Origin of the sequence: Pseudomonas oryzae, from assembly GCF_900104805.1 — a bacterium.
GTDB lineage: Bacteria > Pseudomonadota > Gammaproteobacteria > Pseudomonadales > Pseudomonadaceae > Geopseudomonas > Geopseudomonas oryzae.
In genome coordinates this window covers 3940996-3965612 of record NZ_LT629751.1, presented here as the reverse complement: position 1 = coordinate 3965612, position 24617 = coordinate 3940996, and the positions used below count along the sequence as shown (strand labels likewise).

Sequence of the window (24617 nt, the reverse complement as noted above, 5' to 3'; positions counted from 1 at the left end):
CATGGTCGACGATCAGCGGCCCGCCGACAAGGACATTCACCCCGGGCGCAACAATCCGTGCGCTACCCGTGTCGCCCGGGGCTGCCGCCGCGCCGCCGGCAGCGGCGTTGCGGCGCGCGCGGCCTCAGGCGTGGCCCAGGTACCAGCGCCAGTCCTGCTCGCCGACCTCGCCCATGAACTGGCGGTACTCCTCCTGCTTGATCGCCAGGTAGACGCGGTGGAAGTCCTCGCCGAGCGCCTCGCGCGCCCAGGCCGAGCGCTCCAGGGTGCGCAGGGCGGTCAGCCAGTCGGTCGGCAGGGTCTCGCGCACCTGGGCGTAGCCGTTGCCCTCGATCGGCGCGCCGGGGTCGAGCCCTTCGCGCAGGCCACGGTGGATGCCGGCCAGCAGCAGCGCGGCGGCCAGATACGGATTGGCGTCGGCGCCGCAGATGCGGTGCTCGACGTGCCGGCTGGCCGCCGCACCGCCCGGCACGCGCAGCGACACGGTACGGTTGTTCACCCCCCAGCTCTTGGCCAGCGGCGCGTAGCTGTTGGCCTGGAAGCGGCGGAACGAGTTGGCGTTGGGGCAGAACACCGCCAGGCCGTCCTCGATGGTTTCCAGCAGGCCGGCGATGGCCTGGCGCAGCAGCGGGGTGCCGGTCGGCTCCTCGCTGGCGAACAGGTTGTTGCCGGCCTCGTCGGCCAGGCTGACGTGCATGTGCAGGCCACTGCCGGCCAGCTCGCCGAACGGCTTGGCCATGAAGCAGGCCTGATACCCATGCTTGTGGGCCACGCCGCGCACCAGGCGCTTGTAGCGCACCGCCTCGTCCATCGCCTGCAGCGCATCGCTGCGGTGCTCGAGGGTGATCTCCACCTGCCCCGGCGCGTACTCGGAGATCGCCGTGCGCGCCGGCAGGCCCTGGGCGGCGCAGGCGGCATAGAGGTCGTCGAGGAACGGCGCCAGCTGCTCCAGCTCGAGCACGCCGTAGACCTGCGGCGCCTGCGGGCGCACGCCGTTGGCCTGGCGCGCCGGCTGCGGGCGGCCGTCGGCGTCGCGGGCCTGGTCGAGCAGGTAGAACTCCAGCTCGGCGGCCATCACCGGGTGGTAGCCGTCGGCCTTGAGCCGCTCGACCTGGCGCGCCAGCACGTGGCGCGGGTCGGCGCCGCTGGCCGGCAAACCCTGCGCGGGATGCATGGACACCTGCACCTGGGCGGTCGGCTGGGCACGCCAGCTCTGCAGGGCGAGGCTGCCGGGCAGCGGGAAGGCCCAGCAGTCGGCGTCGGCGACCTCCCAGACCAGACCGGTGGCATCGACGTCCTCGCCGCGGATGGTCAGGCCGAGGATGCTGCTCGGCAGCGGCCGGCCGCCCTGGTAGATGGCGCGCAGCTCCTCGCGGCGCAGCAGCTTGCCGCGCGGCACGCCGCAGGGGTCGATGATGAACAGTTCGATGCTATGGACGTCGGGATGGGCGGCAAGGAAGGCGTCGACTTCCTGGAGATCGGCGAAGCGCATGGGGGAAATCCTTTGGCAACAGGGCAGTGCGTAGGGTGCGCCGTGCGCACCCGGGGCGTGGCGGTGCGCGCGGCGCACCCTGCGGGCGGCCATGGGCCGCGCCGGAGGTCAGCCGCGCCCGGGCGCGATGCCGGAAGGATACAGGGCCATGCCTCAGGACTCCCGCGCGCCGGGAATGGCCAGCAGCTCGGTCAGCGCCGCGTCGAGGGTGGCGATCAGGCGGTCGACGTCGGCCGCGCTGGTGTCCGGGCAGCACAGGGTCATGTTGTGGAACGGGGTGATCAGGATGCCGCGGTTGATCAGGTACAGGTGCAGGGTCATCTGCAGGCTATCGTGGAACGCCGCCTCGGCCTCGGCGCCGGTCTGCGGCGGCGTGGCGCAGAACTGGAACTCGCAGCGCGCGCCCAGCTCGGTCACCGACCAGGGCAGCTGGTGCCGCTCGATCAGCGTGCGGAAACCGGCGGCCAGGCGCGCCGCCAGCCAGAGCATGTGCTCGTAGGCGGCCGGGGTCATCACCTGCTCGAGGTTGGCGCGCATGCAGTGCAGGGCCAGGGCGTTGGCCGACAGGGTGGTGCCCATGCCGCTGTGGCCGTGACCGTGGCTCAGCTCGCTGGCGCGCTGGCGTACCAGCTGCATGGCCCGGGCCATCTCCGCGCTGCAGCCGTACACCGAGCAGGGCACGCCGCCGGCGACCGGCTTGCCGAGGGTGACGAAGTCCGGCGCGAGGTTCCAGGCGCGGGTGCAGCCGCCGGGGCCGGTGGAGATGGTGTGGGTCTCGTCGATGATCAGCAGGGTGCCGTAGCGGCGGGTCAGCTCGCGCACCGCGGCCATGTAGCCCGGCGCGGGCAGCACCATGCCGATGTTGGTCATCGCCGGCTCGCAGAGCAGCGCGGCGACATCGCCCTGGGCCAGCGCCGCCTCCAGCGCCGCCAGGTCGTTGAACGGCGCCGCGCGGCTGGTCTTGGCCAGGTTGCGCGCCTGGCCGATCAGCCCGGAGCGGTGCACGGTACGGCCCTCGCGGTAGCGCACCATGACGTCGTCTACGGTGCCGTGGTAGCAGCCGTCGAACACCAGCAGCGTCTTGCGCCCGGTGATCGCCCGCGCCCAGCGGATGACGAAGCGGTTGGCGTCGGTGGCGGTGGTCGCCACCTGCCAGTAGGGCAGGCCGAAGCGCTCGGCCAGCAGCTCGCCGCAGACCACCGCGTCCTCGCCGGGCAGCATGGTGGTCAGGCCGTTGCCGGCCTGCTCGCGCAGCGCCTGCGCGACCGGCGCCGGCGAGTGGCCGAACATGCTGCCGGTGTCGCCCAGGCAGAAGTCGACGTACTCGTGGCCGTCGACGTCGTGGAAGCGCGCGCCCTGGGCGCGTTCGACGAACAGCGGCACCGGGGTGGACCAGTCGCTCATCCAGTGCATCGGCACACCGCCGAACAGCGAATGGCGGGCGCGTTCGGCCAGGGCCACGGAGCGCGGATTGCTCTCGAGAAAGCGCTGGCGCTCACGGTTGCGCAGGACTTCCACGGCCTGTTCGGCGATTCCACTGGAGCTCATGTCGAACACCTCGTTGCTTTTTTTGCACATCCTCATGGAACCGCCGGGGAAAAGTCAATGCGGGGAAAAGCCGTGCGACAAAGGGCTGCGCATCCCGCAAAATGCGCGCCCGGTCACTATACTGTCACCCATGTTTCCCCCGTTTTTCCTTCCATATCATGCGAAGTAATCAGCCATGAGTATGAAATTCCGTTCTTCGATAATCGGCCTGGTGCTGTCGTGCGCATGTCTGGGCCTGAGCCCGCTGGTCGGCGCCGTCCAGCCGGCCCGGGCGGCGGTGAGCAGCCCCGACCCGGCGAAGCTGGAACTGGCCTCCAGCAGCGCCATGGTGGTCGACCTCGCCAGCGACCAGGTGCTGTTCGCCAGCCACCCGGACGCGGTGGTGCCGATCGCCTCGATCAGCAAGCTGATGACCGCGGTGGTCACCCTCGACGCCAACCTGCCGATGGACGAGGTGATCCCGGTGACCATCCACGACACCCGCGAGCTGCGCGGGGTGTACTCGCGGGTGCGGGTCGGCAGCCAGATCAGCCGCAAGGAGATGCTGCGCCTGGCACTGATGTCCTCGGAGAACCGCGCCGCCTCGGCGCTGGCGCACAACTACCCGGGCGGCCATGGCCGCTTCGTCGCGGCGATGAACGCCAAGGCCAGGGCCCTGGGCATGAGCAGCACCCGCTTCGTCGAACCGACCGGCCTGTCCGAGCTGAACGTCTCCACCGCCCGCGACCTGGTGACCCTGCTCAAGGCCGCCCGCCAGTACCCGCTGATCCGCGAGCTGAGTACCTCGCCCAACCGCGATGCGCGCTTCCAGAAGCCCAACTACGCGCAGAGCTTCTTCAACACCAATCCGCTGGTGCGCAATCCCGCCTGGAGCATCGAGGTGACCAAGACCGGCTTCATCAACGAGGCCGGCCACTGCCTGGCCATGCTCGCCCGCGTCGACCAGCGTCCGGTGGCCATGGTGCTGCTCGGCACCTTCGGCAAGCGCACCCACATCGGCGACGCCAGCCGCGTGCGGCAATGGCTGGAAACCGGCAAGAGCACGCCGATCCCGGCGGCGGCGCGCTCCTACAAGCAGCAGCGCATCCAGCAGCTGCGCCTGGCCGGCCAGCCCTGAACGCGCACGCGCCTCACAGCTCGGCCTCCTCCACCGTCTGCACGCCCTCGGCATCGAGGGCGTAGGCGGCTTCGGCCAACTGGTTGCCGACCTGCTCGACACGCAGCGTGCCGCTGACCCACAGCGGCGCGTAGATATCCTCGAGAGCCACCCCCTGCGGATAGCGCACCAGCACGATCTGGTTCGGCGGCGGCGGCGGCACATGGATGCAGGCGCCCGGGTAGGGCACCAGGAAGAAGGTGCGGAAGCGCCCGTCGGGCGTGCTTTCCAGCGGCACCGGATAGCCGCCGAGGCGGATCTGCCGACCGTCGAGGGCCGCCACCGTGCGAGTCGAGTACATTACCGCCGGCAGGTCGGCGCGCTGGCGCAGGCCGCCGTCGCCGTAGAAGGCGCTGTCGCCCTCGGCGCCGGCGTGCTCGATCTCCGGCATCGCCTCCAGCGCCGCCAGGTCCTCCGGCGGCAACAGCTCCAGCCAGTCGGTGGCCGGCGGCTCGGCGTGGGCGAGGGTGGCGATCAGGGTCAGGCAGAGGGCGAACTGCAGGCGCATGCGGGTCTCGCGGCGCCGCGGCGGCGCCTCAGGGTTTCTTCAGATAGTCGAACACTACCAAGATGATGATGGCGCCGACCACCGCGCCGATGAAACCGGCCGTCTGCCCCATGCGATAGATGCCCAGCGCCTGGCCGCCGTAGGTGGCCAGCAGCGAGCCGCCGATGCCGAGCAGGATGGTCATGATCCAGCCCATCGGCTGGTGGCCGGACTTGAGAAAGCGCGCGATCACGCCGACCAGCAGGCCGATGAGGATGGTGCCGAGGATGCCCATGGCGAGTGCTCCGCAGGGATGGCATTGCCTTGAGCCTAGCCTGCGCGGGCGCTCGTTGCCGGAATCGTGGCGGTAGTGGGTTAGCCGCTCCGCGGCGTAACCCACCGAGGATGCCGCCTGGCATCCAGCATGCCGGCCTGGCGGGCCGGTTGGTGGGTAATCGCTGCGCGAGTTACCCACCCTACGCCCCGTTTAAGGGCCTCAGCCCTCGATCAGCGCCTCGACGTCCTTGATGCGCGCCTGCAGGGTCGCCAGGTCCTGGCAGCGCAGGGTGGCGTGGCCGACCTTGCGCCCGGCCTTGAACGCCTTGCCGTAGTGGTGCAGGTGGCAGTCGGCGATGGCCACCACCTTGTCGACCGCCGGCACGCTGCCGATGAAGTTGAGCATGGCGCTCTCACCGACCTTGGCGGTCGAGCCCAGCGGCAGGCCGGCGACGGCGCGCAGGTGGTTCTCGAACTGGCTGCACTCGGCGCCTTCGATGGTCCAGTGCCCGGAGTTGTGCACGCGCGGGGCGATCTCGTTGGCCTTGAGGCCGCCGTCGACCTCGAAGAACTCGAAGGCCAGCACGCCGACGTAGTTCAGCTTCTCCAGCACGCGGCCGACGTAGTCCTCGGCCAGCGCCTGCAGCGGATGCGCGCTGCTGGCCACCGACAGGTTGAGGATGCCGCCCACGTGGGTGTTGTGCACCAGCGGGTAGAAGCGCGTCTCGCCGTCGCGGGCGCGCACCGCCACCAGCGACACCTCGCCGGTGAAGGGCACGAAGCCCTCGAGGATGCACGGCACGCTGCCCAGCTCGGCGAAGGCGCCGACCACATCCTCGGGCTTGCGCAGGACCTTCTGGCCCTTGCCGTCGTAGCCCAGGGTGCGGGTCTTCAGCACCGCCGGCAGGCCGATGGCGGCCGCCGCGGCGTCGAGGTCGGCCTGCGACTGGATGTCGGCGAATTCCGGGGTGGGGATGCCCAGCTCGCGGAACAGCGACTTCTCGAACCAGCGGTCGCGGGCGATGCGCAGCGCCTCGGCGGAGGGATACACCGGCACGAACTGGGAGAGGAAGGCCACGGTCTCGGCCGGCACGCTCTCGAACTCGAAGGTCACCAGATCGACTTCGTCGGCCAGCTGGCGCAGGTGGTCCTGGTCGCCGTAGTCGGCACGGATGTGCTCGCCGAGCGCCTGGGCACAGGCGTCCGGCGCCGGGTCGAGGAAGGCAAAGGACATGCCCAGCGGGGTGCCCGCCAGGGCCAGCATGCGGCCCAGCTGGCCGCCACCGATTACGCCGATCTTCATGGGTGTTCGCCTCAGATTTCGCGCGGGTCCGGGTTGTCGAGAACGCTCTGGGTCTGCTGTTCGCGGAACTCCTTGAGCGCCGCGTGGAACTGCGGGTGCTTGCCGCCGAGGATGCTCGCCGCCAGCAGGGCGGCGTTGATGGCGCCGGCCTTGCCGATGGCCAGGGTGGCGACCGGGATGCCGCCGGGCATCTGCACGATGGACAGCAGCGAGTCGACGCCGGACAGCATCGACGACTGCACCGGCACGCCGAGCACCGGCAGGTGGGTCTTGGCCGCGCACATGCCCGGCAGGTGGGCGGCGCCGCCGGCGCCGGCGATGATCACTTCCAGACCGCGCGCCTCGGCCTGTTCGGCGTACTGGAACAGCAGGTCCGGGGTGCGGTGGGCGGACACCACCTTCACTTCGTGGGGAATGCCGAGCTTCTCCAGGGTGTCGACGGTGTGACTGAGGGTGCTCCAGTCGGATTTGGAGCCCATGATCACGCCTACCAGTGCGCTCATCGTCGTGCCTCTAGTTCTGCGCCGTCCGGCGCGACAAAAACCAACAAGCCACGCCGGAGGGACCGCGCGTGGCTTGTCTGCGAAGGATCAATGCCGGCCGGAGCGCTTGCCCGACCAGAGAAAGCCGCCAAGTATAACGCAAGGCACCGGCCGCGGGCATACCCGCCCATCATCGTGCGTACCGCCGGCACCCTACGCGGGGCGGCGGACGCCGCCGCGCCGGCAGCGCTCCGAGCAGTAGCGCACCTCGTCCCAGCAACGCGCCCACTTCCTGCGCCAGGCGAACGGCAGGCCGCAGCGCGCGCAGGTCTTCACCGGCAGCTCGCCCTTCTTCCTCACAGCGCCTCCCCGGCATCCAGCCGCGCCAGCAGCTGCTCGCCGCGCGCCCACAGCGCCTGCTGTTTCGCCTCGGGCATGCGCGCCAGATTCCGGTAGACCATGCCCATCCGCGGATTGCCCTGCAGCCGCTCGCGGTGGCGTATCAGGAAGTGCCAGTAGAGCGCGTTGAACGGGCAGGCGTCATCCGTGGTGCTTTCACTCACCCGATACGCGCAGCCGCTGCAGTAGTCGGACATCCGCTTGAGGTACTGGCCGCTGGCGCAGTACGGCTTGGAGCCGAGATAGCCGCCGTCGGCGTGCAGCACCATGCCCAGGGTGTTGGGCAGCTCCACCCAGTCGAAAGCGTCCATGTACACCGCCAGGTACCAGTCGCACAGCTGGCGCGGCTCGATGCCGGCGAGCAGGGCGAAGTTGCCGGTGACCATCAGGCGCTGGATATGGTGGGCGTAGGCGTATTCGAGGGTCTGGCCGATGGCCTGGCGCATGCAGTTCATCCGCGTGTCGCCCGTCCAGTAGAAGGCCGGCAGGTCGCGGCGGTTGGCGAAGGCGTTGCGGTTGGCGTAGTCCGGCATCTGCAGCCAGTAGATGCCGCGCACGTACTCGCGCCAGCCGATCAGCTGACGGATGAAGCCCTCGGCGGCGTTCAGCGGCACCCGCCCTTCCCGATAGGCCGTCTCGACGTCGGCGCACAGACGGCGCAGATCGAGCAGGCCGACGTTCAGCGCGGCGCTGATCCGCGCGTGGAACAGGTAAGGCTCGCCGCAGGCCATCGCATCCTGGTAGTCGCCGAAGGCAGCCAGGCCGAAGTCGAGGAAATGCGCCCACAGCTGCTCGGCGTCGGCGTGGGTCACCGGGTAGTCGAAGCCGTCCAGCCGCCCGTAGTGGTGGGCGAAACGCTTGGCGACCAGCGCCAGCACCTCGGTGGTGATGGCGTCCGCCGTAAAACGCAGCGGCATCGGGCCGCGCAGCCCCTGCGGCAGACTCTTGCGGTTGTCGGCGTCGAAGTTCCACGCACCGCCCTCCGGAGAGCCGTCCGGGTGCAGCAAGAGGCCGCTCTTGCGGCGCATCTCGCGGTAGAAGAACTCCATGCGCAGCTGCTTGCGGCCCCGTGCCCAGCGGGCGAACTCGGCGCGCGAGCAGAGAAAGCGCGTGTCGGCATGCCAGGTGAGCGACAGGCCGCTGGCCTTCAGCGCCTGCTCGACCCGCCAGTCGCCGGTCTCGGTGACGTGGATCTCGGCGGGTCGGTGCAGCGCGGCGAAGCGCGCCAGCTCGCCGGACAGACTGCCGCTGTTGTCCGGATCGTCGAGGGTCACGTAGTCCACCGCCACCCCGCGCCGGCGCAGCTCCTCGGCGAAGTGGCGCATGGCGCTGAACAGGAAGGCGATCTTCTGCGGATGGTGCGGCACGTGGCCGGCCTCCTCGACCACCTCGGCGAGCAGCACGTGGTCGCGGACCGGATCGAGATCGACCAGCGAGGCGAGGTCGAAGGACAGCTGGTCGCCGAGGACCAGGCGCAGGGCAGCGATGCTCATGGGGCAGGACTCACAGCTCGACGATCTCCATCTCGGGGTGGCGGCGCAGGTGGCCGCGCAGGATGCGGTAGGTGTCGCGGGTGAAGGGCGCGGCGGGCCTGGCCAGCAGCGCGGCGATCCGCGCCGGATCACGGACGCTGCCCAGGTGCCGCCAGCCATCCAGCACGTGCCATTCGCACAGGTCGTGGGCCGCATCGCGCTCGACCAGCGCCACCGGGCCGCGCCACGGCCAGGCCGCCAGCCGGCGCCCACCGAAGGCCGCGCGCAGGCGGGCGTCGTGCGCGCGGCGCGGCTCGCGCCCGCAGCAGGCGCCGTGGCACTGGCCGAGCTGGGCAGCGAAGCAGGCGCCCTGGCCGCTCTCCAGACCGAGCAGGCGCAGGCACAGGCCATGTTCGCGGGCCTGGCCGCGCAGCCACTCCAGCGCATCGCGGCGGGCGCGGAACAGCCCGGCGTGCTCGACACCCGGTTCCAGTCGTGCCAGCGCCTGCAGCTGCGGACGCAGGCCACCGTCAGCCGCCTGCAGGGTCCAGGACAACAGCTCGCGCTGGCGGCGCAACTGACGGTTGTACAGCGGCTGCAGGCGCGCCACCTCGGCGGCCTCCAGCAGCAGCGCGCCCAGCTCGCCGGCGGTCGGCGTGACGCGGATCTCGCGCACCTGCTGGGCCATCTGCAGGCTGCGCCGGCTGGCGTGATCATTGTGAAAGTGCGACTGCACCCGGCGGCGCAGGTTGCGGCTCTTGCCGACGTAGAGCAACGCGCCGCCCTCGCCATGGAAGTAGTAGACCCCGGGACGCTCGGGCAGCTCGGCCAGCCGCGCGGCGCTGAGTCCCGGCGGTACCGCACTCTTGCGCAACTGGCCGTCCAGGCTTTCGACGCAGGCCGGATGGCTGGCCAGATGCTGCAGCAGTTGCCAGGTGGCCTCAGCATCGGCCGGCGCGCGATGGGCGATGAAGCGCGGGATGGCGAACTGCGCGCACAACGCGTCGAGGCCGTGGGCCGGCAGTTCGGGATGCAGCTGGCGGGCCAGGCGCAGGGTACACAGCTGGCGGGCGCGCAGACGCAAACCGGCCGCCATAAGGCCACAGCGCAGGAAGGCCAGGTCGAAACGCAGGTTGTGGCCGACCAGCAGCCTGCCCTGCAGCAGGGACAGCAGTTCGCCGGCGATCTCGGCGAAACGCGGCTGCACGCGCAGCTCGGCATCCAGCACCCCGCCGAGGGCGGCGACACCGGCGGGCAGCGGCTGGCCGGGATCGAGCAGCCAGCTGCGCCGGCCGCTCACCTGCCCCCGGTCGACCAGCAGCACGGCGACCTCCCAGATGCCGTCGCGCTGCGGATGCAGGCCGGTGGTTTCCACATCGAGCACCGCCAGTGGGCGCGACAGCGCCGCCGGCAGGCGCGCGGCACTCACCAGTGCGAACGCATGCCGATCGGCACGCGCAGCGGCTCGCGGCGCCCTTCGGCGAGGCCGCACATCTCGTCGTAGGGCGACTGGTGCACCAGATGGAAGGGCAGCAGCGGCACCTCCTGCAGCAGGTCGCGGGCGTGCTCGACCGAACGCAGGTGCCAGACCCGGCCCTGCTCGTCGACCAGGCTGTGCGGACGACCGTCCATGTGCGCCTCCAGCACGTAGATGCCGCCTTCCAAGGAAATCAGGTCAAGGCTGTCGATGTGCCCGGCCAGGGCATGGGTGGACAGGTCGTGCAGGTTCATGGCGCTCACCTCGCATTAATTTGTACATTAAGCACAGCAAGTACAGTATTTGTACAATATTTGCGAGGCACAAGGCCAGCTCGCGACCACCCGTCAGGGCACCGCCGTGGCGTGGCTCAGCGGCGCCACAGCTGCACCCGCAGCAGGCGGGCCGATGCCGTGGCCTCGAGCAGCAGCAGCCCGCCAGCGTCGGTCAGCGGATCTGCAGCTGCGCTCGCTGCTGCGCCCGCATCGAACAACAGGCCCTCGCCGGCGGCCAGGGCGAACGGCCGGGCGTCGGCCAGCCAGCCGTCGAGGCGTCCGGCCGCGCAGTACAGCAGCTCCAGCTCGGCATCACGGCGCCGAGCCTGACGGCCGTGCAGCGTCAGCACCTGCAGGCGGTGGCGCCAGCGCGCACGGCGGGTCATCACGTTGAAGTCGCCGACCGGGCCGTCGAGCAGCGCGGCCGTGACTGGCTGCTCGCCGGCGAACTGTAGCGGCGCGCAATCCACCTGCAGGGTCAGCGCCTCGCTGCCGCTGAAGTCCAGGCGCAGGCCGCCGCCCTCCAGCACCGCCAGGCTGCGGTCGACGCCGGGAAAGGCCGAGAACGGCCCGCCGCTGGCCACCTGCGCACAGCTGATGCGCCAGTCGAAATCGTCGAGGCCGCTACCGGGCGGCGCCACGGCCAGCTCGCGGGTTTCACCGCCGCCGTTCTTCCACGGACGGCACGGCGCGGCGGCCAGGCTGATCTTGCGCATACTGCAGTGCTCCTCTGTACGGGCAGGCCCTATCGGCGCGCGGCAAATGTATATACATAAACTACTGCTGCGCAACCACCGACATTCCAGATCGCCGCCCTGCCGACCGCTTCCACGGCTGCCAGATCTACTGCGCCGCCCGACGACTCCGTGCCAAGACCCTCTGATTCATCAGCCTTCCAGCGGCACGCCCGGTAGCCACCGCGGCATGTGCTGGGAATCTGCCGGACCAACGGCACTGGCGGCTGTTGACGACCTGCGTACCGCCCCATATTGTATATACAAACAACACCAGCCGAAGGTCATCGAGTCCATGTCCGCAACCTCCACCCCCCGCCTGCTGTGGCGCGACGTCAGCGTCTTCGACGGCCTGCAGGAACTCGCCGAGCCGATGGCCGTGCTGGTCGAGGACGGCCGCATAGCCCTGCTCTGCCCGATGTCCGAGCTGGACGAGGCGCGTGTTGCCGGCGCCACCCTCGCCGGCCGCGGCGGGCTGCTGACTCCCGGGCTGGTCGACTGCCACACCCACCTGGTGTATGCCGGCAATCGCGCCGGCGAGTTCGAGCAGCGCCTGGAAGGGGTCAGCTACGCCGAGATCGCCCGCGCCGGCGGCGGCATCCTCGGCACCGTGCGCGCCACCCGTGCCGCCTGCGAGGACGAGCTGTTCGCCCTGGCCCGCCCGCGCCTCGAGGCGCTGCTCGCCGACGGCGTGACCACGGTGGAGATCAAGTCCGGCTACGGCCTGTCGGTCGAAGGCGAACTGAAGCTGCTGCGCGTCGCCCGCCGCCTCGGCGAAGAGCTGCCGGTGCGGGTGCTGACCACCCTGCTCGGCGCCCACGCCCTGCCGACCGAATACGCCGGCCGCGCCGACGCCTACATCGAGCTGGTCTGCGAGGAAATGATCCCGGCGGCTGCCGCCGAGGGGCTGGCCGATGCGGTGGACGTGTTCTGCGAGAACATCGCCTTCAGCCCGGAACAGTGCGAGCGGGTATTCGCCGCCGCCGAACGCCACGGCCTGCCGGTCAAGGCCCATGCCGAACAGCTCTCCAACCAGGGCGCCAGCGCGCTGGTGGCCAGCCACAAAGGGCTTTCGGCCGACCATATCGAATACCTCGACGAGGCCGGCGTCGCCGCCATGGCCGCAGCCGGCACCGTCGCCACCCTGCTGCCCGGCGCCTTCCTGGTGCTCGGCGAAACCCAGCGCCCGCCGATCGAGCTGCTGCGCCGCTACGGCGTGCCGATGGCGGTGGCCAGCGACGCCAACCCCGGCACCTCGCCGCTGTTCCTGCCCACCCTGCTGCTCAACCTGGCCTGCAGCCTGTTCCGCCTGACCCCGCGCGAGGCGCTGGCCGGCATGACCGCCCAGGGCGCGCGCGCCCTCGGCCAGCCGCAGCTCGGCCGCATCGCCGAGGGGCTGCCCGCCGACCTGTGCCTGTGGGACGTCGCGCGCGCCGCCGAGCTGGCCTACGCGGTGCAGGCCGGGCGTCTGCGCCAGCGCATCTTCAATGGAGTCGTTACGAATGAACGTTGATCGCCTGAACATGGACGCCTGGAGCGGCCGCGTCGACCCCGAGGCCGACAGCCCGCGCTGGCACCAGCGCATCCAGCCGCTGTGCGAGAGCCAGCAGCCGGGCCTGGCCCTGCTCGGCTTCGCCTGCGACGAGGGCGTACGCCGCAACCAGGGCCGTGTCGGCGCCGCGAGCGCCCCGGCAGCGATCCGCAAGATGCTCGCCAACCTGGCCTGGCACCGCCGCGGCCCGACCTATGACGCCGGCGACATCTGCTGCGCCGACGGTGACCTCGACGGCGCCCAGCAGCGCCTCGGCGCCAGCGTCGGCGAGCTGCTCGGCGCCGGCCACCTGCCGGTGGTCCTCGGCGGCGGCCACGAGGTGGCCTACGGCAGCTGGCAGGGCGTCGCCGCGCACCTGGCCAACCGGCTGGGCCGCGCGCCGCGTCTGGCCATCGTCAACTTCGACGCCCACTTCGACCTGCGCGACCCGGCCCATGTGCACTCCTCCGGCACGCCCTTCGCGCAGATCGCCGAGGCCTGCGCCGCGCGCGGCTGGCCGTTCCGCTACGCCTGCCTCGGCGTCAGCCGCGCCGCCAACACCCGCGCGCTGTTCCAGCGCGCCAGCGAGCTGGGCGTGCTGGTGCGCGAGGACTTCGAGATCCGCGAGAGCACCCTGGCCAGCATCGGCGCCGAGCTGGACGCCTTCATCGCCGAGTGCGACGCCGTCTACCTGACCATCGACCTCGACGTGCTGCCGGCCTGGGAAGGCCCCGGCGTCAGCGCACCGGCCGCCCACGGCGTGCCGCTCGCCCTGCTCGAGCCGCTGATCGAGCGCCTCGCCGCCAGCGGCAAGCTGCTGCTCGCCGAGCTGGCCGAACTGAACCCCGAACACGACATCGACCACCGCACCGCCCGGGTGGCGGCGCGCCTGATCCACAAGCTGTCCCTGCACGGCTGAACCCAACCCACACGCCACGACAACAACAATCGACAGAGGTACCCCGATGAGCACCATCGATCCGCGCCACGACCCGAGCCGCAAGATTGCCGCCCCGACCGGCACCACCCTGCGCTGCAAGAGCTGGCTGACCGAAGCGCCGCTGCGCATGCTGATGAACAACCTGCACCCGGACGTGGCGGAAAAACCCGAGGATCTGGTGGTCTACGGCGGTATCGGCCGCGCCGCCCGCAACTGGCAGTGCTACGACAAGATCGTCGAGGTGCTCGAGCGCCTGGAAGACAACCAGACCCTGCTGATCCAGTCCGGCAAGCCGGTCGGCGTGTTCGAGACCCACAAGGACGCCCCGCGCGTGCTGCTGGCCAACTCCAACCTGGTGCCGCACTGGGCCACCTGGGAGCACTTCAACGAGCTGGACCGCAAGGGCCTGGCCATGTACGGCCAGATGACCGCCGGCAGCTGGATCTACATCGGCAGCCAGGGCATCGTCCAGGGCACCTACGAGACCTTCGTCGAGGCCGGCCGCCAGCACTACAACGGCGACCTGACCGGCCGCTGGGTGCTCACCGCCGGCCTCGGCGGCATGGGTGGCGCCCAGCCGCTGGCCGCCAGCCTGGCCGGCGCCTGCTCGCTGAACATCGAATGCCAGCAGTCGCGCATCGACTTCCGCCTGCGCACCCGCTACGTCGACGAGCAGGCCACTGACCTCGACGACGCCCTGGCGCGCATCGACCGCTACACCAGCCAGGGCAAGGCGGTGTCCATCGCCCTGTGCGGCAACGCCGCCGAGATCCTCCCGGAACTGGTGCGTCGCGGCGTGCGCCCGGACATGGTCACCGACCAGACCAGCGCCCACGACCCGCTGCACGGCTACCTGCCGCTGGGCATGAGCTGGGACGAGTACGTCGAGCGCGGCAAGGTCGAGCCGGAAGCGGTGGCCAAGGCCGCCAAGCGCTCGATGGCCGTGCACGTGCAGGCCATGCTCGACTTCCAGAAGATGGGCGTGCCGACCTTCGACTACGGCAACAACATCCGCCAGATGGCCCTGGAAGAAGGCGTGGCCAACGCCTTCGACTTCCCCGGCTTCGTTCCGGCCTACATCCGTCCGCTGTTCTGCCAGGGCATCGGCCCGTTCCGCTGGGTGGCGCTGTCCGGCGATCCGGAGGACATTTACAAGACCGACGCCAAGGTCAAGGAACTGATCCCGGACAACCCGCACCTGCACCGCTGGCTGGACATGGCCCGCGAGCGCATCAGCTTCCAGGGCCTGCCGGCACGCATCTGCTGGGTCGGCCTGAAGGACCGCGCGCGTCTGGCCCAGGCGTTCAACGAGATGGTCGCCAACGGCGAGCTGAAGGCGCCGATCGTCATCGGTCGCGACCACCTGGATTCCGGTTCGGTGGCCAGCCCCAACCGCGAGACCGAGGCCATGCTCGACGGCTCCGACGCGGTGTCCGACTGGCCGCTGCTCAACGCCCTGCTGAATACCGCCGGCGGCGCCACCTGGGTGTCGCTGCACCACGGCGGTGGCGTGGGCATGGGTTATTCGCAACACTCCGGGGTGGTGATCGTCGCCGACGGCACCCCGGACGCCCACGCCCGCCTCGGCCGCGTACTGCGCAACGACCCGGGCACCGGGGTGATGCGCCACGCCGACGCCGGCTACCAGATCGCCATCGACTGCGCCCAAGAGCAGGGTCTCGACCTGCCGATGATCAATCCGGTGAAGGGAGCCTGACCCATGACCACCACTCTGCATCTCGTCCCCGGCCAGCTGACCCTGGCCCAGCTGCGCGCCGCCTACCAAGAGCCGCTGCGCGTGACCCTCGACCACAGCTGCCACGCCGCCATCGACGCCAGCGTGGCCTGCGTCGAGAGCATCATCGCCGAGGGCCGCACCGCCTACGGCATCAACACCGGCTTCGGCCTGCTGGCCTCGACCCGCATCGCCCCGGCCGACCTGGAGAAGCTGCAGCGCTCGCTGGTGCTGTCGCACGCCGCCGGCGTCGGCGAGCCGCTGGACGACGCCATGGTGCGCCTGATCATGCTGCTCAAGGTCAACAGCCTGGCGCGCGGCTTCTCCGGCATCCGCCGCAAGGTGATCGACGCGCTGGTCGCCCTGATCAACGCCGAGGTCTACCCGCACATCCCGCTGAAGGGCTCGGTGGGCGCTTCCGGCGACCTCGCCCCGCTGGCGCACATGTCGCTGGTGCTGCTCGGCGAGAGCCGCGCGCGCTACCAGGGCCAGTGGATCGACGGCCGCGAAGCGCTGGCGGTAGCCGGCCTCGAGCCCTTGACCCTGGCCGCCAAGGAGGGCCTGGCCCTGCTCAACGGCACCCAGGCCTCCACCGCCTACGCCCTGCGCGGCCTGTTCGAGGGCGAGGACCTGTTCGCCGCCGCCACCGTGTGCGGCGGCCTCAGCGTCGAGGCCATGCTCGGCTCGCGCGCCCCGTTCGATGCGCGCATCCACGCCGCCCGCGGCCAGCGCGGGCAGATCGACGTGGCCAGCGCCTACCGCGAGCTGCTCGGCGCCAGCAGCGAGATCGCCCGCTCCCACGAGAAGTGCGACAAGGTCCAGGACCCCTACTCGCTGCGCTGCCAGCCGCAGGTGATGGGCGCCTGCCTGACCCAGCTGCGCCAGGCCGCCGAGGTGCTGCAGATCGAAGCCAACGCCGTGTCGGACAACCCGCTGGTGTTCGCCGCCGAAGGCGACGTGATCTCCGGCGGCAACTTCCACGCCGAGCCGGTGGCCATGGCCGCCGACAACCTGGCGCTGGCCATCGCCGAGATCGGCTCGCTGTCCGAGCGGCGCATCTCGCTGATGATGGACATGCACATGTCGCAGCTGCCGCCGTTCCTGGTCGCCAATGGTGGGGTCAACTCCGGCTTCATGATCGCCCAGGTCACCGCCGCCGCGCTGGCCAGCGACAACAAGGCCCTCGCCCATCCGCACAGCGTCGACAGCCTGCCCACCTCGGCCAACCAGGAGGACCACGTGTCCATGGCGCCGAACGCCGGCAAGCGCCTGTGGAGCATGGCCGACAACGTGCGCGGCATCCTCGCCATCGAATGGCTGGGCGCCTGCCAGGGCCTCGACTTCCGCACCGGCCTGAAGACCTCGGCGAAGCTGGAACAGGCGCGCAGCCTGCTGCGCGACCGGGTCCCCTACTACCAGGAAGACCGCTTCTTCGCCCCGGACATCGAGGCGGCCAGCGCGCTGCTCGCCGCGCGCGGCCTCAACGCGCTGATGCCGGCCGGGTTGCTGCCCTCCCTGGGCTGACCGCCACCTGCGTACCCGTGGCCGGGGCCCTGCGCCCCGGCCCTGGGGCCGCTCGTGCTTGTTTTTCCCCGACAACAACAACTAGCGAGTGGAAAACCCAATGAATGCAATCGTTCTGGCCGTAGTGGTGATGGTCGTCCTGGCCATGCTGCGGGTCTCCGTGGTGTTCGCCCTGATCATCGCCGCGGTGGTCGGCGGCCTGGTTGCCGGCATGCCGATGGACAAGATCGTCGCCGCCTTCGGTGACGGCCTCGGCGGCGGCGCCCCGGTGGCGCTGGCCTACGCCGCCCTCGGCGCCTTCGCCGTGGCGCTGTCGCGCACCGGCATCGCCCAGCGCCTGTCGGCGCGCGTGGTCGCCCATCTCGGCCACGGCGAGCAGGCCGGCAACAACCTGGTGCTGATCAAGTGGGGCATGCTCGCCGCGCTGATCGTCGCCGGCGCCCTGGCCGAGACGCTGATCCCGGTGCACATCGCCTTCATCCCGCTGCTGGTGCCGCCGCTGCTGTACGTGATGAACCGCATGCACCTCGACCGCCGTCTGGTGGCCTGCGCCATCACCTTCGCCATCACCACCCTGTACATGGCGGTGCCGGTGGGCTTCGGCGCGATCTTCCTCAACGACATCCTGATCGCCAACATCAACCAGGCCGGCGCCGCCCAGGGCTTCAGCGTGACCCGCGACATCGCCCCGCAGGCCATGCTGCTGCCGGCGCTGGGCATGGTCGCGGGTCTGGCCATCGCCGCCTTCAGCTACCGGCACAAGCGCAGCTACCAGAATGTGGTGGCTAGCGGTGAGCCGAGTGAGGAGGCCAGCAGCAGCCTGAGCCGCCGCCAGGTGGGGATGATCGGCCTGGCCCTGCTGCTGGCGCTGGTGGTGCAGCTGTGGACCGACTCGATGATCTTCGGCGGCCTGGTCGGCTTCGCGGTGATCTCGCTGAGCGGGGTGATCGCCTGGCGCGAGCAGGACGACGTGGTGGTCCAGGGCATGCGCCTGATGGCCCAGGTCGGCTTCATCATGATCGCCGCCGCCGGCTTCGCCGCGGTGATGAAGGCCACCGGCGGCATCCCGCAGATGGTCGAGGACTCGGTGCAGCTGATCGGCGACAACCGCGCCATGGCCGCGCTGGTCATGCTGCTGGTCGGACTGTTCATCACCATGGGCATCGGCTCGTCGTTCTCCACCGTGCCGATCATCACCGCCATCTACGTGCCGCTGGCGCTGGGCTTCGGCTTCTCGCCGCTGGCCATAGTCGCGCTGGTCGGCACCGCCGCGGCGCTCGGCGATGCCGGCTCGCCGGCCTCCGACTCGACCCTCGGCCCGACCGCCGGCCTCAACGCCGACGGCCAGCACGACCACATCTGGGACACCGTGGTGCCGACCTTCCTGCACTTCAACCTGCCGCTGCTGGCCTTCGGCTGGGTGGCGGCGATGGTGCTGTGAGGAGCGCCGTGCTCGCCCGGGTCAACGCATGACCCTGTAGGGGCGAATTCATTCGCCGACGCGCCCCCGTCAGGCGAATGAATTCGCCCCTACGGCTTTCCGGCCCCCTGCGATTGCCCCGGCGAGCCGGGTATCATCCCGCCAGCCGCGAACATGAAGGAATCAGCCGTGACCAGCACACCGCGCTACAAGCAGATCGAGGACTTCCTGCTCGAGCGGATCGACAGCGGCGCCTACCCGGCGCACCACCAGATCCCGCCGGAGGAGCAGCTGGCCCGCGACTTCGGCGTCAGCCGGATGACCGCCAACAAGGCGATCCGCGACCTGGTGCAGAAGGGCTACCTGGTGCGCCAGGCCGGCCTCGGCACCTTCGTCACCGACCGCAAAGCCGAATCCTCGCTGCAGGAAGTGCTCAACATCGCCGCCGAGGTGCGCGGCCGCGGCCACCGCTATTCCAACGACGTGCTGCGCTGCGAAGCCATCGCCGCCGACGACGAAGTGGCCCTGCGCCTGGGCGTGCGCCTGGGCAGCCCGGTGTTCCATACCATCCTCGTGCACCGCGAGGACGAACTGCCGATCCAGCTCGAGGAACGCTTCGTCAACCCGCGCTGGGTGCCCGACTACCTGAGCACCGACTTCTCGAAACATACCCCCAACGAGGTGCTGGTCGCCGCCTGCCCGATCTCCGACGTCGAGCACGTGGTCGAGGCGGTACTGGTCGACCGGCCCACCGCCGCCGCGCTGGGCATCGACACCGCCGCGCCCTGCCTGTCGGTGATCCGCCGCACCTGGTCGGGGGAGAACCTGATCAGCTACGCGCGGCTGATCCATCCGGGGGATAGGTACAAGTTGCGGTCGTCGATGCGGGGGTTGGGGGGGTAGCGGAAGAAAAGGGGGGGCAGCCCCCCTTTCCGGCCCCGTTTTCCGCGAGAGAAACCGGGGCCTTCCCCCTATTGCTCAAACAGCCTGATCGTACCTTTTTGCGGTTTCAGTTAGCTGTTCGATGAAGCTGTAGATGTCATCAACCGCCTCAATCGGATGGCGTGTTTCAGCCTTGTCTTGGTCAAAAATGCCAATGTATTTCTGGCCACGATTGAAATGAAGCCGGCAGATCGGTTTTCGGTTGTTGTCGTCAAGCAAGACTCCACAGTAGCTCTGCGTGTCACGCATGGTGATGCGCTTGACGTCAATGACGCTACGCACGATGGCCTTCACGATGTGGAAACCTTCCAGTTCTTCCTCGGTCGTCACCACCCGATCAGCAGCAGAGTCCTGCTCTGTGTCGTTCGCATCAGCCTCTGCAGGAGGCGTGCCCGCTGTAGCCGAGACAGAAGCGGCCACAGCCGTGCCACTCATTGCCGACTTGAGCCTGTCGTTTACTTGATCACTGAGGAACTGAGAGGCCGCTTTGCGTGTAAGCACCCCAAACTGCTCGCGCACCTTTTGGGTGATCACACCGTCGTAAACGCGGGTGGCGATAAGCTTGATGAAGTCGTCGTCCGGGTTACTGAGTTGCGCCGCCAGGATCTTCTTGATTTGGCTGACGTACTTGAGCTCGCCTGCCGCACTGATGATCGACTCAACATCGAATGCCGTCTTAGTGAGCTTCACCAACTCAGGCAAAACATGATCATCTATGTCGAGTAGATCCAATTCTAGGAATGGCTTCTCGTCCATCTTGTTTGGCGCATCAAGGTCAGTGAAGAACTTGTAGACCTGCCCGTTCGTGAGGATCGCAATCCGCGCATTTGTGACGTGGAAGTAGCGGAACAGCTGCCCGGCATGATTGAGGCTGAGTGGCTCTCCGATTTTCTTGCACTCAATTAGGATCTGCACGTCGCCAGCACTCAGGATGGCGTAGTCGATCTTCTCCCCCTTCTTGGTACCCACGTCACAGACGTATTCGGGAATAACTTCCGTTGGATCGAATACGTCATAACCCAAAACAGAGTGAATGAACGGCATCACGAAGGCGTTCTTCGTGGCTTCCTCTGTCTGGATGGCTGTTCCCTGCTGACGGATCTTGGTAGCCAGACCGCTGAGTTTTTCTATGAATTCCATGAAGCACTCGTCCTTGGGTGGGTGGAGTCTGGATCGTATCACTTCGGCAAGAGAGGTCGATTAAACGCCTCTGGTTTCCAGGAAAAAGCGGGGCAGCCCCCGATGTCTACGCCATGTGGAAAAAAGCCGCGGCGAACAACGCGCCTACCCTGCCTTGCCTCTTCTCCAGCACCGACCTCTGCCGTCGCACCCCGCCAGCTCGCCAACAGGCGCGATTCCCAGGCAACGCCGAGCCCCATCTGACGACGACCACCCATCCTTCCCGAATTGGTGCAAAAAGCCACCACCCCGCCCCACGGCGAAGCACCTTGTCGGAAATGACCGTAAAACAGCGGAGAAGATACCGATAAACGGCCAATTCTTTGTGCAACCTGCACAAAACCACTGAGGCACAACGCCGAATTCCCGACCTGGCACGGCCTTCGCAAAAGACTCCGTATCCCCACCCATTACGGAGCACCCGTCATGACCCAGACAGACAGTGACTTCCCCCTCAGCGAAGTGCCCGCCGGCGCGCGCCAGGGGCTGTGGTCCACCACCCTCCTGCTGTTCGGCTTCACCTTCTTCACCGCCACCATGTTCGCCGGCGGCAAGATCGGCCTGGCGTTCGACTTCAAGACCATGCTGTGGGCGGCGGTGCTGGGCAATTGCCTGCTCGGCCTGTATGCGGCGGTGCTCGGCCTGATCGCCTGTCGCAGCGGCCTGAACTCGGTGCTGATGGGCCGTTTCTGCTTCGGCGAGCTGGGCAGCAAGCTGTCCGACGTCCTGCTCGGCTTCACCCAGATCGGCTGGTACGCCTGGGGCACCGCGACCATCGCCATCGTGCTGGTCAAGCTGCTCGGCCTGGCGCAAGGCTGGACCATCCCGCTGATGGTGCTGTTCGGCTTCGGCTTCTGCCTGACCGCCTACATCGGCTACAAGGGCATGGACCTCCTGTCGCGCTTCGCCGTGCCGGCGATGCTGATCCTGCTGGGCATCTCGCTGTGGATCGCCACCCGCGACATCGGCGGGCTGGACCGGCTGCTGGCCGTGCAGCCGCAGGAAAGCATGAGCCTGAACATGGCCATCACCATGGTCTTCGGCACCTTCGTCAGCGGCGCCATCCAGGCCACCAACTGGACCCGCTTCGCCAGGAGCGGCCGGGTGGCGGTGCTCTCCAGCCTGTTCGGCTTCTTCATCGGCAACGGCCTGATGATCGTCACCGGCGCCTACGGCGCGATCATCTACCAGCAGCCGGACGTCGTCGAAGTGCTGGTCCTGCAGGGGCTGTCGATGGCCGCGGTGGTGCTGCTGTTCCTCAACATCTGGACCACCCAGGACAACACCATCTACAACTTCGCCGCCGCCGGCTGCAACCTGGTGCGCAGCGATCGCCGCAAGACCATCACCCTGTGCGGCGCCGCCATCGGCACCCTGCTGGCCATCGGCGGCATGTACGAGATGCTGATTCCCTTCCTGATCCTGCTCGGCTCGGTGATTCCGCCGCTGGGCGGGGTGATCATGGCCGACTACTTCCATGCCCATAAGGGCCGCTATCCGAAGCTCGCCGAGGCCAGCCTGCCGAAGTTCAACCTGCTGGGCCTCAGTGCCTACGCCATCGGCGTGGCCTGCGCCTACGTCTCGCCCTGGCTGGCGCCCATCGCCGGCATCGCCGCGGCCTTCTTCAGCTACATCGCCCTTTACGAGATCCGCCGCATCGCCCTGGCCCAGCGCGTCGAGGTGCCCAGCGCATGAGCCTCTGCGTCGCCGACGTGCTCGCCCTGCCCGGCCTGGAGAGCCTGAGCCTGCGGGCCGGGCAGGCCCGCCTGCACAACCAGATCAGCTGGCCCTACGTGGCGGAGAACGAGTCCATCGCCGAGTGGGTGCTGGGCGGCGAGCTGGTGTTCGTCACCGGCATCAACCACCCGCGCGACGAGGCCAGCCTGCTGCGCCTGGTGCAGGAAGCCCACGACAGCCTGTGCGCCGGCCTGGTGATCCTCACCGGCGGGGACTACATCCACGCCATCCCCGAGTCGGTGAGCGCCGCCGCCGAACGCCTCGGCCTGCCGCTGCTGGAGCAGCCCTACGCGCTGAAACTGGTGCTGGTCACCCACAGCATCGGCACGGCGCTGGTGCAGGCGCAGATGCTCGGCCGCTCGCGCCAGCATGTGCTGGAGCAGCTGCTCGAGGGCGACTACCACTCCCTCGACCTGCTGCACCAGCGGGCCGACGCGGTGCAGCTGTCGCTGAGCGCGCCGCAGCAGATTGCGCTGTTCAAGCTGGAGGGCAGCGAGGCGCTGTTCGCCACGCAGTCCGCCGGCGAGGCCGAGCAGCAGCTGCAGGCCCGGCGCCAGCGCGTGCAGCTCAGCCTGCAGCAGGCCCTCAGCGAGCTGGGCGCGGAACTGCCGCTGGTGCCGCAGGGCGAGCACTGGATCGCCCTGCTGCCCTGTGCCGACAGCCAGGCCGCGGCGCGCAACCGCCAGCGAATGGTGGACTTCCTCGCAGCCCTCAGGACGGAGCTGGCGCCGCTGCGCCTGTTCCTCGGCCTGAGCAGCGGCGCACACCGCCCGGAACGCTATGCCGCGGGACTGCGCGAGGCGCGCCAGGCGCTGCAGGCGGCACAGGGCTTTCCCGAGCGCCTCGGCCTGTGCTGCTTCAGCGAGCTGGGGGTGCTGCGCCTGCTCGGCGCGATCGGCGACCGCCACCTGCTCGACCAGTTCGTCGCCGAGGTGCTCGGCGCGGCGCTCGGCGACGACCTGCGCCACGAACCGGTGCTGCTGCCGACCCTGGAGGCCTGGACCCAGGAGAACGGCAACCTCGCCCTCGCCGCCCAGCGCCTGGGCGTGCACCGCAACACCCTGAGCTACCGCCTGCAGCGTTTCGAGACGCTCACCGGGCGCAGCCTCGACGATCCCCACGCGCGTCTCGACATCGCCGTCGCGCTGATGATCCGTCGCCTGTTTTCCACCCAGCCCTCCCGGAGTCACTCATGAACATCATCAACGCCCGCCTGCGTGGCCGTGACGGCCTGTTCCGCATCGAGCTGCACGGCCAGCTGATTGCCGCCATCGAGGAGCAGCAGGGCCTGATCGCCCCGCTCGCCGCCGGCGACCTGGACGCCGAGGGCAACCTGGTCACCGCCCCCTTCGTCGAGCCGCACATCCACCTCGACGCCGCGCTTACCGCCGGCGAGCCGAGCTGGAACATGAGCGGCACCCTGTTCGAGGGCATCGAGCGCTGGGCCGAGCGCAAGGCGCTGGTCACCCACGAGGACACCAAGAGCCGCGCCAAGCGCACCATCGACATGCTGGTCGACAACGGCATCCAGCACGTGCGCACCCACGTCGACGTGACCGACCCGTCGCTGGCCGCGCTCAAGGCCATGCTCGAGGTGCGCGAGGAAACCCGTCATCTGGTCGACCTGCAGATCGTCGCCTTCCCCCAGGAGGGCATCGAATCGTTCAAGGGCGGCCGCGAGCTGATGACCGAAGCGGTGGCCATGGGCGCCGACGTGATCGGCGGCATCCCGCACTTCGAATACACCCGCGACCAGGGCGTCAGCTCGGTCAAGTTCCTCATGGACCTGGCCGAGCGCAGCGGCCGACTGGTGGACGTGCACTGCGACGAGATCGACGATCCGCAGTCGCGCTTCCTCGAGGTGCTGGCCGAGGAGGCGCGGGTGCGCGACATGGGCGAGCGGGTCACCGCCAGCCACACCTGCGCCATGGGCTCCTACGACAACGCCTACTGCTACAAGCTGTTCCGCCTGCTCAAGCGCTCGAAGATCAACTTCATCTCCTGCCCGACCGAGAGCATCCACCTGCAGGGGCGCATGGACAGCTACCCGAAGCGCCGCGGCCTGACCCGCGTCGCCGAGATCGACCGCGCCGGGATGAACATCTGCTTCGCCCAGGACTCGATCGTCGACCCGTGGTACCCGCTGGGCAACGGCAACATCCTGCGCGTGCTGGAAGCCGGCCTGCACATCTGCCACATGCTCGGCTACGAGGACCTGCAGCGTGCCCTCGACCTGGTCACCGACAACGGCGCCAGGGCCCTGCACCTGGGCGAGCGCTACGGCATCGAGGTCGGCCGCCCGGCCAACCTGCTGATCCTCTCGGCGCCCAGCGACTACGAGCTGCTGCGCAGCCAGGGCCAGGTGCGGGTCTCCATCCGCCACGGCAAGGTGCTGATGCAGCGCATCCCGGCGCAGGTGGAGCGCTTCGGCCTGTACGGCGCCGCGCCGGCCCCGAGCGCCGCCCAGCCGGCAGCCCGGGCCAGCAAGGTCGCCTGCGGCAGCTGAGC

At 69.3% G+C, this 24617-nt stretch carries 22 protein-coding genes; 10 read left to right on the top strand and 12 right to left on the bottom strand.

Going from position 1 to position 24617, the window contains the following annotated elements; genetic code table 11:
* Positions 1–124: 124 nt before the first annotated feature.
* Both BLT78_RS17985 and BLT78_RS17980 read right to left on the bottom strand, forming a co-directional pair.
* Positions 125–1492 (bottom strand): glutamine synthetase family protein, encoded by a 1368-nt coding sequence (locus BLT78_RS17985; RefSeq protein ID WP_090351118.1) that lies wholly within the window; start codon positions 1490–1492, stop codon positions 125–127.
* A gap of 153 nt (positions 1493–1645) precedes the next feature.
* Positions 1646–3040, bottom strand: coding sequence for an aspartate aminotransferase family protein (locus tag BLT78_RS17980; RefSeq protein ID WP_090352389.1), 1395 nt, complete (start codon positions 3038–3040; stop codon positions 1646–1648).
* A gap of 181 nt (positions 3041–3221) precedes the next feature.
* Here BLT78_RS17980 and pbpG point away from each other — a divergent pair, with 181 nt between their 5' ends.
* Positions 3222–4157, top strand: a complete 936-nt coding sequence (pbpG, locus tag BLT78_RS17975; protein ID WP_090351116.1) for a D-alanyl-D-alanine endopeptidase — start codon at positions 3222–3224, stop codon at positions 4155–4157.
* A gap of 13 nt (positions 4158–4170) precedes the next feature.
* Here the strand turns inward: pbpG and BLT78_RS17970 are convergent, their stop codons facing one another.
* From BLT78_RS17970 to BLT78_RS17930, 9 genes are all read right to left on the bottom strand, one after another.
* A complete protein-coding gene (locus BLT78_RS17970) occupies positions 4171–4704 on the bottom strand; it encodes a DUF3299 domain-containing protein (RefSeq protein ID WP_090351114.1) in 534 nt (177 codons plus the stop codon).
* Between the two features lie 28 nt (positions 4705–4732).
* On the bottom strand, positions 4733–4978 hold the full coding sequence (locus tag BLT78_RS17965) for a GlsB/YeaQ/YmgE family stress response membrane protein (RefSeq protein ID WP_090351113.1): 246 nt from the start codon (positions 4976–4978) through the stop codon (positions 4733–4735).
* Positions 4979–5179: 201 nt separating this feature from the next.
* Entirely contained in the window at positions 5180–6262 is a 1083-nt protein-coding gene (locus BLT78_RS17960; RefSeq protein ID WP_090351111.1) for a 5-(carboxyamino)imidazole ribonucleotide synthase, read from the bottom strand.
* 11 nt (positions 6263–6273) lie between these two features.
* Positions 6274–6765 (bottom strand): 5-(carboxyamino)imidazole ribonucleotide mutase, encoded by a 492-nt coding sequence (purE, locus tag BLT78_RS17955; RefSeq protein WP_090351110.1) that lies wholly within the window; start codon positions 6763–6765, stop codon positions 6274–6276.
* Between the two features lie 192 nt (positions 6766–6957).
* The gene (locus BLT78_RS17950) at positions 6958–7104 is read right to left on the bottom strand and encodes a DUF2256 domain-containing protein (RefSeq protein ID WP_090351108.1); all 147 of its coding nucleotides are present in this window, start codon (positions 7102–7104) and stop codon (positions 6958–6960) included.
* On the bottom strand, positions 7101–8636 hold the full coding sequence (locus BLT78_RS17945; protein WP_090351107.1) for a cryptochrome/photolyase family protein: 1536 nt from the start codon (positions 8634–8636) through the stop codon (positions 7101–7103). Before BLT78_RS17945 ends, BLT78_RS17950 begins: the two co-directional genes overlap by 4 nt.
* Before the next feature lie 10 nt (positions 8637–8646).
* Positions 8647–10044, bottom strand: a complete 1398-nt coding sequence (locus tag BLT78_RS17940; RefSeq protein ID WP_090351105.1) for a 3'-5' exonuclease family protein — start codon at positions 10042–10044, stop codon at positions 8647–8649.
* The gene (locus BLT78_RS17935; RefSeq protein ID WP_090351104.1) at positions 10041–10346 is read right to left on the bottom strand and encodes a DUF6482 family protein; all 306 of its coding nucleotides are present in this window, start codon (positions 10344–10346) and stop codon (positions 10041–10043) included. Before BLT78_RS17935 ends, BLT78_RS17940 begins: the two co-directional genes overlap by 4 nt.
* A 116-nt stretch (positions 10347–10462) precedes the next feature.
* Positions 10463–11083: a HutD/Ves family protein gene (locus tag BLT78_RS17930; protein WP_090351102.1), complete on the bottom strand. Its 621-nt coding sequence runs from the start codon at positions 11081–11083 to the stop codon at positions 10463–10465.
* Between the two features lie 313 nt (positions 11084–11396).
* Here BLT78_RS17930 and hutI point away from each other — a divergent pair, with 313 nt between their 5' ends.
* The 6 genes from hutI to hutC all read left to right on the top strand — a co-directional run bounded on the left by hutI (position 11397) and on the right by hutC (position 19154).
* Positions 11397–12614 carry an imidazolonepropionase gene (hutI, locus tag BLT78_RS17925; protein WP_090351100.1) on the top strand — a complete coding sequence of 406 codons (1218 nt, stop codon included), beginning with the start codon at positions 11397–11399 and terminating at the stop codon, positions 12612–12614.
* Positions 12604–13551 (top strand): formimidoylglutamase, encoded by a 948-nt coding sequence (gene hutG / locus BLT78_RS17920; RefSeq protein WP_090351099.1) that lies wholly within the window; start codon positions 12604–12606, stop codon positions 13549–13551. The genes hutI and hutG overlap by 11 nt, the downstream gene beginning before the upstream one ends.
* A gap of 46 nt (positions 13552–13597) precedes the next feature.
* Positions 13598–15289 (top strand): urocanate hydratase, encoded by a 1692-nt coding sequence (hutU, locus tag BLT78_RS17915; protein ID WP_090351098.1) that lies wholly within the window; start codon positions 13598–13600, stop codon positions 15287–15289.
* Between the two features lie 3 nt (positions 15290–15292).
* Entirely contained in the window at positions 15293–16831 is a 1539-nt protein-coding gene (hutH, locus tag BLT78_RS17910) for a histidine ammonia-lyase (RefSeq protein WP_090351096.1), read from the top strand.
* Positions 16832–16931: 100 nt separating this feature from the next.
* Positions 16932–18272, top strand: a complete 1341-nt coding sequence (locus BLT78_RS17905) for a Na+/H+ antiporter family protein (protein ID WP_090351094.1) — start codon at positions 16932–16934, stop codon at positions 18270–18272.
* Positions 18273–18425: 153 nt separating this feature from the next.
* A complete protein-coding gene (gene hutC, locus BLT78_RS17900; protein ID WP_090351093.1) occupies positions 18426–19154 on the top strand; it encodes a histidine utilization repressor in 729 nt (242 codons plus the stop codon).
* A gap of 75 nt (positions 19155–19229) precedes the next feature.
* Here the strand turns inward: hutC and BLT78_RS17895 are convergent, their stop codons facing one another.
* Positions 19230–20333 carry a type I restriction endonuclease gene (locus tag BLT78_RS17895; protein ID WP_090351091.1) on the bottom strand — a complete coding sequence of 368 codons (1104 nt, stop codon included), beginning with the start codon at positions 20331–20333 and terminating at the stop codon, positions 19230–19232.
* Positions 20334–20798: 465 nt separating this feature from the next.
* Between BLT78_RS17895 and codB the strand changes: the two genes are divergently transcribed.
* Genes codB through codA form a run of 3 tightly spaced genes read left to right on the top strand, consistent with a single transcriptional unit; the run spans position 20799 to position 24615 of the window.
* Positions 20799–22067, top strand: a complete 1269-nt coding sequence (codB, locus tag BLT78_RS17890) for a cytosine permease (RefSeq protein WP_090351090.1) — start codon at positions 20799–20801, stop codon at positions 22065–22067.
* A complete protein-coding gene (locus BLT78_RS17885) occupies positions 22064–23305 on the top strand; it encodes a PucR family transcriptional regulator (RefSeq protein WP_090351088.1) in 1242 nt (413 codons plus the stop codon). Before codB ends, BLT78_RS17885 begins: the two co-directional genes overlap by 4 nt.
* Complete coding sequence (gene codA, locus BLT78_RS17880) at positions 23302–24615, top strand: cytosine deaminase (RefSeq protein ID WP_090351086.1); 1314 nt, start codon at positions 23302–23304, stop codon at positions 24613–24615. Before BLT78_RS17885 ends, codA begins: the two co-directional genes overlap by 4 nt.
* The last annotated feature ends 2 nt before the right edge of the window (positions 24616–24617 follow it).

Coding starts and splice junctions, on each gene's coding strand:
- BLT78_RS17885 (WP_090351088.1), top strand. CDS start 22,064: ATGAGCCTCTGCGTCGCCGACGTGCTCGCCCTGCCCGGCCTGGAGAGC.
- hutC (WP_090351093.1), top strand. CDS start 18,426: ATGAAGGAATCAGCCGTGACCAGCACACCGCGCTACAAGCAGATCGAG.
- BLT78_RS17970 (WP_090351114.1), bottom strand. CDS start 4,704: ATGCGCCTGCAGTTCGCCCTCTGCCTGACCCTGATCGCCACCCTCGCC.
- BLT78_RS17905 (WP_090351094.1), top strand. CDS start 16,932: ATGAATGCAATCGTTCTGGCCGTAGTGGTGATGGTCGTCCTGGCCATG.
- purE (WP_090351110.1), bottom strand. CDS start 6,765: ATGAGCGCACTGGTAGGCGTGATCATGGGCTCCAAATCCGACTGGAGC.
- hutG (WP_090351099.1), top strand. CDS start 12,604: ATGAACGTTGATCGCCTGAACATGGACGCCTGGAGCGGCCGCGTCGAC.
- BLT78_RS17965 (WP_090351113.1), bottom strand. CDS start 4,978: ATGGGCATCCTCGGCACCATCCTCATCGGCCTGCTGGTCGGCGTGATC.
- codA (WP_090351086.1), top strand. CDS start 23,302: ATGAACATCATCAACGCCCGCCTGCGTGGCCGTGACGGCCTGTTCCGC.
- BLT78_RS17980 (WP_090352389.1), bottom strand. CDS start 3,040: ATGAGCTCCAGTGGAATCGCCGAACAGGCCGTGGAAGTCCTGCGCAAC.
- BLT78_RS17930 (WP_090351102.1), bottom strand. CDS start 11,083: ATGCGCAAGATCAGCCTGGCCGCCGCGCCGTGCCGTCCGTGGAAGAAC.
- BLT78_RS17945 (WP_090351107.1), bottom strand. CDS start 8,636: ATGAGCATCGCTGCCCTGCGCCTGGTCCTCGGCGACCAGCTGTCCTTC.
- pbpG (WP_090351116.1), top strand. CDS start 3,222: ATGAAATTCCGTTCTTCGATAATCGGCCTGGTGCTGTCGTGCGCATGT.
- BLT78_RS17935 (WP_090351104.1), bottom strand. CDS start 10,346: ATGAACCTGCACGACCTGTCCACCCATGCCCTGGCCGGGCACATCGAC.
- BLT78_RS17895 (WP_090351091.1), bottom strand. CDS start 20,333: ATGGAATTCATAGAAAAACTCAGCGGTCTGGCTACCAAGATCCGTCAG.
- hutU (WP_090351098.1), top strand. CDS start 13,598: ATGAGCACCATCGATCCGCGCCACGACCCGAGCCGCAAGATTGCCGCC.
- hutH (WP_090351096.1), top strand. CDS start 15,293: ATGACCACCACTCTGCATCTCGTCCCCGGCCAGCTGACCCTGGCCCAG.
- codB (WP_090351090.1), top strand. CDS start 20,799: ATGACCCAGACAGACAGTGACTTCCCCCTCAGCGAAGTGCCCGCCGGC.
- hutI (WP_090351100.1), top strand. CDS start 11,397: ATGTCCGCAACCTCCACCCCCCGCCTGCTGTGGCGCGACGTCAGCGTC.
- BLT78_RS17960 (WP_090351111.1), bottom strand. CDS start 6,262: ATGAAGATCGGCGTAATCGGTGGCGGCCAGCTGGGCCGCATGCTGGCC.
- BLT78_RS17985 (WP_090351118.1), bottom strand. CDS start 1,492: ATGCGCTTCGCCGATCTCCAGGAAGTCGACGCCTTCCTTGCCGCCCAT.